At 67.2% G+C, this 6681-nt stretch carries 8 protein-coding genes; 6 read left to right on the forward strand and 2 right to left on the reverse strand.

Translation table 11 applies throughout. The annotated features are described in order from the left end of the window. Window positions 1–170: 170 nt before the first annotated feature. Together RYM47_RS19590 and dapA are read right to left on the reverse strand one after the other, a co-directional pair. The gene (locus RYM47_RS19590; RefSeq protein ID WP_315390194.1) at window positions 171–680 is read right to left on the reverse strand and encodes a hypothetical protein; all 510 of its coding nucleotides are present in this window, start codon (window positions 678–680) and stop codon (window positions 171–173) included. Window positions 681–708: 28 nt separating this feature from the next. Continuing rightward, entirely contained in the window at window positions 709–1602 is an 894-nt protein-coding gene (gene dapA / locus RYM47_RS19595) for a 4-hydroxy-tetrahydrodipicolinate synthase (RefSeq protein WP_315390195.1), read from the reverse strand. Window positions 1603–1766: 164 nt separating this feature from the next. Between dapA and RYM47_RS19600 the strand changes: the two genes are divergently transcribed. From RYM47_RS19600 to RYM47_RS19625, 6 genes are all read left to right on the forward strand, one after another. Beyond that, window positions 1767–2327 carry a glycine cleavage system protein R gene (locus RYM47_RS19600; protein WP_102945763.1) on the forward strand — a complete coding sequence of 187 codons (561 nt, stop codon included), beginning with the start codon at window positions 1767–1769 and terminating at the stop codon, window positions 2325–2327. 81 nt (window positions 2328–2408) lie between these two features. Then, a complete protein-coding gene (locus RYM47_RS19605; RefSeq protein WP_315390198.1) occupies window positions 2409–2888 on the forward strand; it encodes a peroxiredoxin in 480 nt (159 codons plus the stop codon). Between the two features lie 82 nt (window positions 2889–2970). Beyond that, on the forward strand, window positions 2971–4371 hold the full coding sequence (locus RYM47_RS19610) for a PhoH family protein (RefSeq protein ID WP_315390200.1): 1401 nt from the start codon (window positions 2971–2973) through the stop codon (window positions 4369–4371). A 23-nt stretch (window positions 4372–4394) separates the two neighbouring features. Further along, window positions 4395–4865, forward strand: coding sequence for a hypothetical protein (locus tag RYM47_RS19615; protein WP_315390205.1), 471 nt, complete (start codon window positions 4395–4397; stop codon window positions 4863–4865). A 55-nt stretch (window positions 4866–4920) separates the two neighbouring features. Then, window positions 4921–5730, forward strand: a complete 810-nt coding sequence (gene thiD / locus RYM47_RS19620) for a bifunctional hydroxymethylpyrimidine kinase/phosphomethylpyrimidine kinase (protein WP_315390202.1) — start codon at window positions 4921–4923, stop codon at window positions 5728–5730. Then, window positions 5727–6566 (forward strand): alpha/beta fold hydrolase, encoded by an 840-nt coding sequence (locus RYM47_RS19625; protein WP_315390203.1) that lies wholly within the window; start codon window positions 5727–5729, stop codon window positions 6564–6566. The genes thiD and RYM47_RS19625 overlap by 4 nt, the downstream gene beginning before the upstream one ends. Window positions 6567–6681 lie beyond the last annotated feature (115 nt).

Raw genomic sequence — 6681 nt, forward strand, 5'->3', positions numbered from 1 at the left:
TGGATGGGTTTACGGCGTCCCCCACCAACCCACCCCCGACGGCCCTGACCAGGGATACCCTGGACCTAACGGCTGTTCGCCCAAACGCATGAAGCCGGGCAAAGCCCGGCTCCAGGTGATTGCATGCAATCAGGGAAAAGCGCCAGGCAAAGAGCCCGGCGCGGCAAGCATTACTGCGCCAGCTTGGCCTTGAGCTCGCCCAGCAGCTTGGTCGGGGCGGCGCCCGTGGCCGGCAGGCCGCGCGGGTCGACGGTCGAGATGTAGGCGCCGGCTTCGACGGCCACCACGCGGACCAGGAAATCGCTGCCTTCGTAGTTCACGTCGAAGGAACCCAGCAGCTGGGCCTTGCTGGCGATCTTCACGCCTTCAACGGACTCCAGTGCGGTGCCGACCTTGCCGAACACCTCTTCCTTGGTGCCCGGAACGGTGAAACCGGCGGTGTTGGCCGCGGCCTGGGTCGGGGCCGGCTTGGCCGCCTGCGAGGCCAGCACCGGCACCTGCGCGGCCGGGTTGTTGCCCGGCGCGTTCAGGTCCGGCGGGACTTCCAGCGGACGCACTTCCGGGGCCATGGCGTAGTCGCCGCGGGCACCGCGCTTGAAGCAGCCGGTGGTGCCGACCAGGGTGGCGGTGGCAACGATCGCGAACGACAGTACGCGGAGGGCGGAAACGGATTGACGCATGTGAATCTCCTGGGTCAGGCCACTGTATTCAGTGGCTGGAAAGGGCTTCAAGCGCACCGATGTCGGTGGCCAGGTGTTCGGCGGCAGCGTGGTGGGCGGCCGACAGCGGCAGCAGCGGCAGGCGCAGCCCGTGCCCGATGCCGATACGGCGCAGCAGGTCCTTCACCGGAATCGGGTTGGACTCCACACCGCAGAATTCGTGGAACGGCTCCAGGCGTGCATCCCAGGCCTCGGTGGCCTCGCGCTCGCCGGCCGCGGCCAGGTCGCACATGCGGCGGTAGGCACCCGGCAGCGCATTGGAACCGACCGAGATCAGCCCGTCCACCCCGGACAGGATCGAGCGCGCAGCGGTGCCGTCGTCACCACTGAGGATGGCAAATTCCGGCGAACGCAGCGCCAGCAGGGCCTGGACCCGACCAATGTCGCCCACTGCTTCCTTGATCCCGACGATGTTCGGGTGCGCCGCCAGCTCCGCCACCGTCTCCGGCAGCATGTCGCAGCCGGTGCGGCCCGGCACGTTGTACAGGATCACCGGCAGGCCGCCCTGGTCCGCCACCGCGCGGTAATGCGCCAGCAGGCCGGCCTGGGTCGGGCGCACGTACGGCGGGGTCACCACCAACGCATGCGTGGCGCCACTCGCCGCCGCACGGCGGGTCTGCGCGATCGTTTTGGCCGTTCCCGACAGGCCGGTACCCGCCAGCACCGGGATGCGCCCGGCTACGGTTTTGACCGCGCTGCGCAGCAGCTGGTCGTACTCGTCATCGGACAGGGTCGCGGCTTCGCCGGTCGAACCGGCTACCACCACCCCGTGAACGCCACCCTCCAGTTGCAGGTGCAGCAGGCGCTGCCAACCGTCGGGATCCAATGCGCCATTGGCTTGGAAAGGCGTGGCCAGCGCGGTGATGAGACCGGAAAGGGACAAGGAAACGATGCTCGGAAGTAAGGGGGCCAAAGGCCGCGGAAAACCGCGGCCGGAGGTACGTTGCATGTTACTTGCGGGTCGAAAGCGCGGGCAAGTATGCTGGACTCCGGCGAACGCGCCGCCCTCGGCGCCGTTCAGACTCACCCCGCATTACCGGAACCCCCTTGACCGACTCCACGCCGCGGCCTGCGCCGACCGAAAACCACCTCCTGATCAACGCCTACACGACGCATCCGGAGTCTCCCCTGCTGCCCGTCACCCGGCGCATCGCCGACAGCGGCTGCAACCTGGTCGACGCCCGCCTGTCCACCGTGGGCCGCGACGTCTCCGTCACCGCCCTGGCGACCGGCTCCTGGGACGCGGTGGCAAAGCTCGAAGCGATGCTGACCCGGCTCGAGCGCGAGGAAGGCCTGAAGCTGGTGTGGTACCGCACCGGCGCCAAGCAGGCGCAGTCCAACCTGCTGCCCTACATCGTCGAAGTGATTGCCGCCGACAAGCCGGGCATCCTGTTCCAGCTGGCCGACTTCTTCGACCGCCAGGGCATCACCATCGAAAACCTGCAGAGCACCCGCTACCGCGCGATGCAGACCGGCGCGGAGATGTTCTCGGCGCAGGTAACCATCGGCGTGCCGGCCAACATGCACATCGCCGCGCTGCGCGACGATTTCCTCGAATTCTGCGACCACCTGAACCTGGACGCGATCATGGACCCGATGAAGTTCTGACGGCTTCGCGCGCCCGTCACCCGGGCGCGGTGTTTCATGCAGTTGTAAGACGCGTCACTCAGGCTCCGAAGCAAGGACCTCATGAACAACGGCGATACCCTGGACAGCACCACCCTTTCCCTCCCGCTGGCGCTGTCCGGCGGTGAGCACACCACCCTCGCTGAATTGGTCGGTCAGTGGCTGGTGCTGTACTTCTACCCCAAGGACAGCACCCCCGGGTGCACCACCGAGGGCATCGACTTCAACGCCCTGCTGCCGGAGTTCAAGCACGCCGGCGCACGCGTCTTCGGCGTATCGCGCGATTCGGTGAAGTCGCATGACAACTTCTGCGCGAAACAGGGCTTCGCCTTCCCGCTCATCAGCGATGCCGACGAAGCGCTATGCACCGCCTTCGACGTCATCAAGCTGAAGAACATGTACGGCAAGCAGGTGCGCGGCATCGAACGCAGCACCTTCCTCATTTCTCCAGACAGTCGTATCGTGCAGTTGTGGCGCAAGGTGAAAGTCGCCGGCCACGCGCAGTCCGTCCTTGAAGCCCTGAAGGCCGCGAAAACCCAGTGACCAACCCGGCACCCCGCAATGGCCATCACCCTGCCCCGCAGGCCGTGATGGCTTGTCCCTGTTCTGCCACCAGGAAATGACGATGACCCGAGGCAAGCGCATCTACGTACTGGATACCAACGTGCTGATGCACGATCCAACCGCGCTGTTCAAGTTCGAGGAGCATGATGTCTACCTGCCGATGCAGGTGATCGAAGAGCTGGACAACGGCAAGAAGGGCACCTCCGAAGCGAGCCGCAATGCCCGCCAGGTGAGCCGCTTCCTCAACGAGCTGGTGCAGGCCTCGGGCCTGGACAACCTCGCCGACGGCATTCCGCTGCAGCGTCCCAACGGGCTGCAGCTGCGCGGCAAGCAGAGCGTAGGCCTGCTGCGCTTCCAGACCAGCCACTTCGACGCCGGCAAGAGCTTCGGCGCGGTGATTCCGGACAACGCCATCCTCGGCGCGATCCTTGCGCTGAAGGAACAGACCCCGGAGATTCCGGTGGTGTTCGTGTCCAAGGACATCAACCTGCGGATCAAGGCGGCGATCGCCGGGATCGTGTCCGAAGACTACGAGAACGACCGTGCGCTGGACGATTTCAGCCTGCTCTACACCGGCGCCACCGAGCTGCCGGAAGATTTCTGGAAGAAGCACACCGACGACCTGCGCAGCTGGAGCGACAAGGGCCGCACCAGCTACGAGATCCATGCCAGCGAAGACGAAGACTGGCACCCCAACCAGTACGCCTACCTGCCCGGCGACGATGAAGTCGAACTGCGCGTGGCCAAGGTCGACGCCAGTGGCAAGGTGATCCTGTCGCTGGTCAACGACTACCGCCACGGCAGCCACGCTGTGTGGGGCATCAGCGCGCGCAACCGCGAGCAGAACTTCGCGCTCAACGCGCTGATGGACCCGGAGATCGACTTCGTCACCCTGCTCGGCACCGCAGGTACCGGCAAGACCCTGCTGGCGCTGGCCGCCGGCCTGGCCCAGACCATGGACCAGCAGCGCTACCGCGAGATCATCATGACCCGCGCCACGGTCAGCGTCGGCGAGGACATCGGCTTCCTGCCCGGCACCGAAGAAGAAAAGATGACGCCGTGGATGGGCGCGCTGACCGACAACCTGGAAGTGCTCACCCACACCCAGGAAGGCGGTGCGTGGGGGCGTGCGGCCACCAACGACCTGATCGCCAGCCGGATCAAGATCCGCTCGCTGAACTTCATGCGCGGCCGCACCTTCCTGTCGCGTTACCTGATCCTCGACGAAGCGCAGAACCTCACCCCCAAGCAGATGAAAACGCTGATCACCCGTGCCGGCCCCGGCACCAAGATCGTCTGCCTGGGCAACGTCGAACAGATCGACACCCCGTACCTGACCGAAACCACCTCGGGCCTGACCTACGCGGTTGACCGATTCAAGAACTGGCCGCACAGCGCACACATCACGCTGCGCCGGGGCGAGCGTTCGCGCCTGGCCGACTACGCTTCGGAGGTGTTGTGAACCGTTCCCTGTTCCGTGTCGTACTGCCGCTGGCGCTTGCCGCGCTGGCGGCGGCCTGCACGCCTGCCAATACGCGTCCCGGCGCGACGGTGCCGACCGCGGTCAAGACCGGCCAGTCGTGGGTGGTGACCCGCCCGGTGATCGTCGCCCAGGTGCTCGACACCTGCTCGCGTCCCAGCCCGGGCCAGACCCCGGGCCGGGTCACCGGTTACTGGGCACCGAGCCGCCAGCAGGTTGAGCAGCTGGAAGCGCAGCTGCCGACGCTGGCCGCGCAGATTCCCGGCGTCACCGATTTCAACCGCCAGTACGTGGGCATCGAAATGGAAGGCCGCAAGGTGATCTACCTCAACGCCTTCCGGTTGCCCGACCACAGCGACGTGGATCCCTCGCGCGAGGCGATCCGCGTCTGCGATGGCGGCCGCATGTTCTGGGGCGCGGTGTTCGACCCGGCCACGAACCAGTTCTCCGAGGTGCAGTTCAACGGGTCGATTTAGGGTCCCTGAAGGCAGCCACGCAGGGCGTGGCTCTACCCCGTGGCACAATCGGGGCATGAGCCCATCGACTCCTGTTTCCGCCCTCACCATCGCCGGCTCCGATTCCGGCGGTGGTGCCGGGATCCAGTCCGACCTGAAGGCCTTCGCCGCGCACCGCGTGCATGGCCTGTCGGCAATTGCCGCACTGACCGCACAGAACACGCGCGGGGTCACCGCAGTGCACGTGCCGCCACTGGACTTCCTGCAGGCGCAGATCGAGGCGTGCTTCGCGGACTTCGACATCCATGCGGTCAAACTGGGCATGCTGGCCAATGCGGAGGTGATCGAGCTTGTTGCCGACGCCCTGCAGCGCCATCGGCCGACCCACGTGATCGTGGACCCGGTGATGGTCGCCACCAGCGGCGCGAAGCTGCTGGAGGACAGCGCGCTGCAGGCGCTGCGCACGCGGCTGCTGCCGCTGGCCACGCTGCTGACCCCGAACATCCCCGAAGCCGAACTGCTGCTGGGCCACCCGATTGAAACCGCCGACGAGGCCGAGGATGCCGCTGCGGCGCTGCTCGACCTGGGCGCGGGCGCGGTACTGCTCAAGGGCGGCCACCTGCCCGAGGGTGCGCGCGTGATCGATCGTTACTTCGACGGCGTCACCCGCGAGGAGTTCATCCACGCACGCCTGCCGGTGGACGCGCACGGCACCGGCTGCACGCTGGCCTCGGCCATTGCCGCCCAGCTGTGCTGCGGACTCTCGCTACCCAACGCCTGCGAGGCCGGCATCGACTACGTCGCGCGCGCACTGCAGGGCGGCTACACGCCCGGCCGCAGTGCGGTGCTGGTGCTCGACCACTTCGGCGCGGGACGGTTGGCATGACCCGTTCCGTCCGGGTTCCAGTAGAGACCACCGACGGCCACCACTTCGAGCTCATCGCGCGGATCCCGACGCAGCCGCGCGCGCAGCTGCTGTGGCTGCCGGCGCTCGGCGTGTCGGCGCGCAACTACGAGCCGTTTGCCGAGGCGCTGGCCGCACACGGCATCGCCGTGTTCCTGCACGAGTGGCGCGGCAACGGCAGCAGCAGCCTCCGCCCCGCGCGCGACCGCGACTGGGGCTACCGCGAGATCCTCGAACAGGACCTGCCGGCCAGCCTGGCGGCGATCCGGCTGCACGGGACCGCGCCGCTGATCATCGGTGGGCACAGCCTGGGCGGCCAGCTGGCCTGCGTGTTTGCCGGGCAGCATCCGGATCTGTTTGCACGGTTCTGGCTGGTCGCCACCGGCACCCCGTACTGGCGCACGTTCCCCGCTCCGCGCGGCTGGCTGCTGCCACTGGTGTACCGCTTCCTGCCGTGGCTGGCCAAGCGCCAGGGCGTGCTGCACGGACGCCGGTTGGGCTTTGGCGGCACCGAGGCGCGCGGACTGATCGCCGACTGGGCGCGCGTCGGGCTCGGCAACCACTACGCGGGCGTGGGCATCACCGCCGACCTTGAAGGCGGCATGCGCCGGCTGCGCGGCCAGGCCAGCGCCGTGGTGCTGGCAGACGACTGGTTCGCCCCTGCCGGCTCCATGCAGGGCCTGCTCGCCAAGCTGCCGCAGGTCGCCGCGACGCTGTCGGTGTTGCCCGCCGATACGCTTGGCGCACGGGCCGATCACTTTGCGTGGATGAAGTCGCCGGATGCCGTGGTGAAGGCGCTTTTTCATTCATTTGAATGAAGTCCTTCACAAAAACGTTGACGGATGCGGCGTCGATCCGCATAATTCCGCTCCTGTTGACGCGCCCGTAGCTCAGTTGGATAGAGTACCTGGCTACGAACCAGGCGGTCGGGAG

The sequence above is a fragment of the uncultured Stenotrophomonas sp. genome (genome assembly GCF_963519125.1).
In the GTDB taxonomy this organism is placed as follows: domain Bacteria; phylum Pseudomonadota; class Gammaproteobacteria; order Xanthomonadales; family Xanthomonadaceae; genus Stenotrophomonas.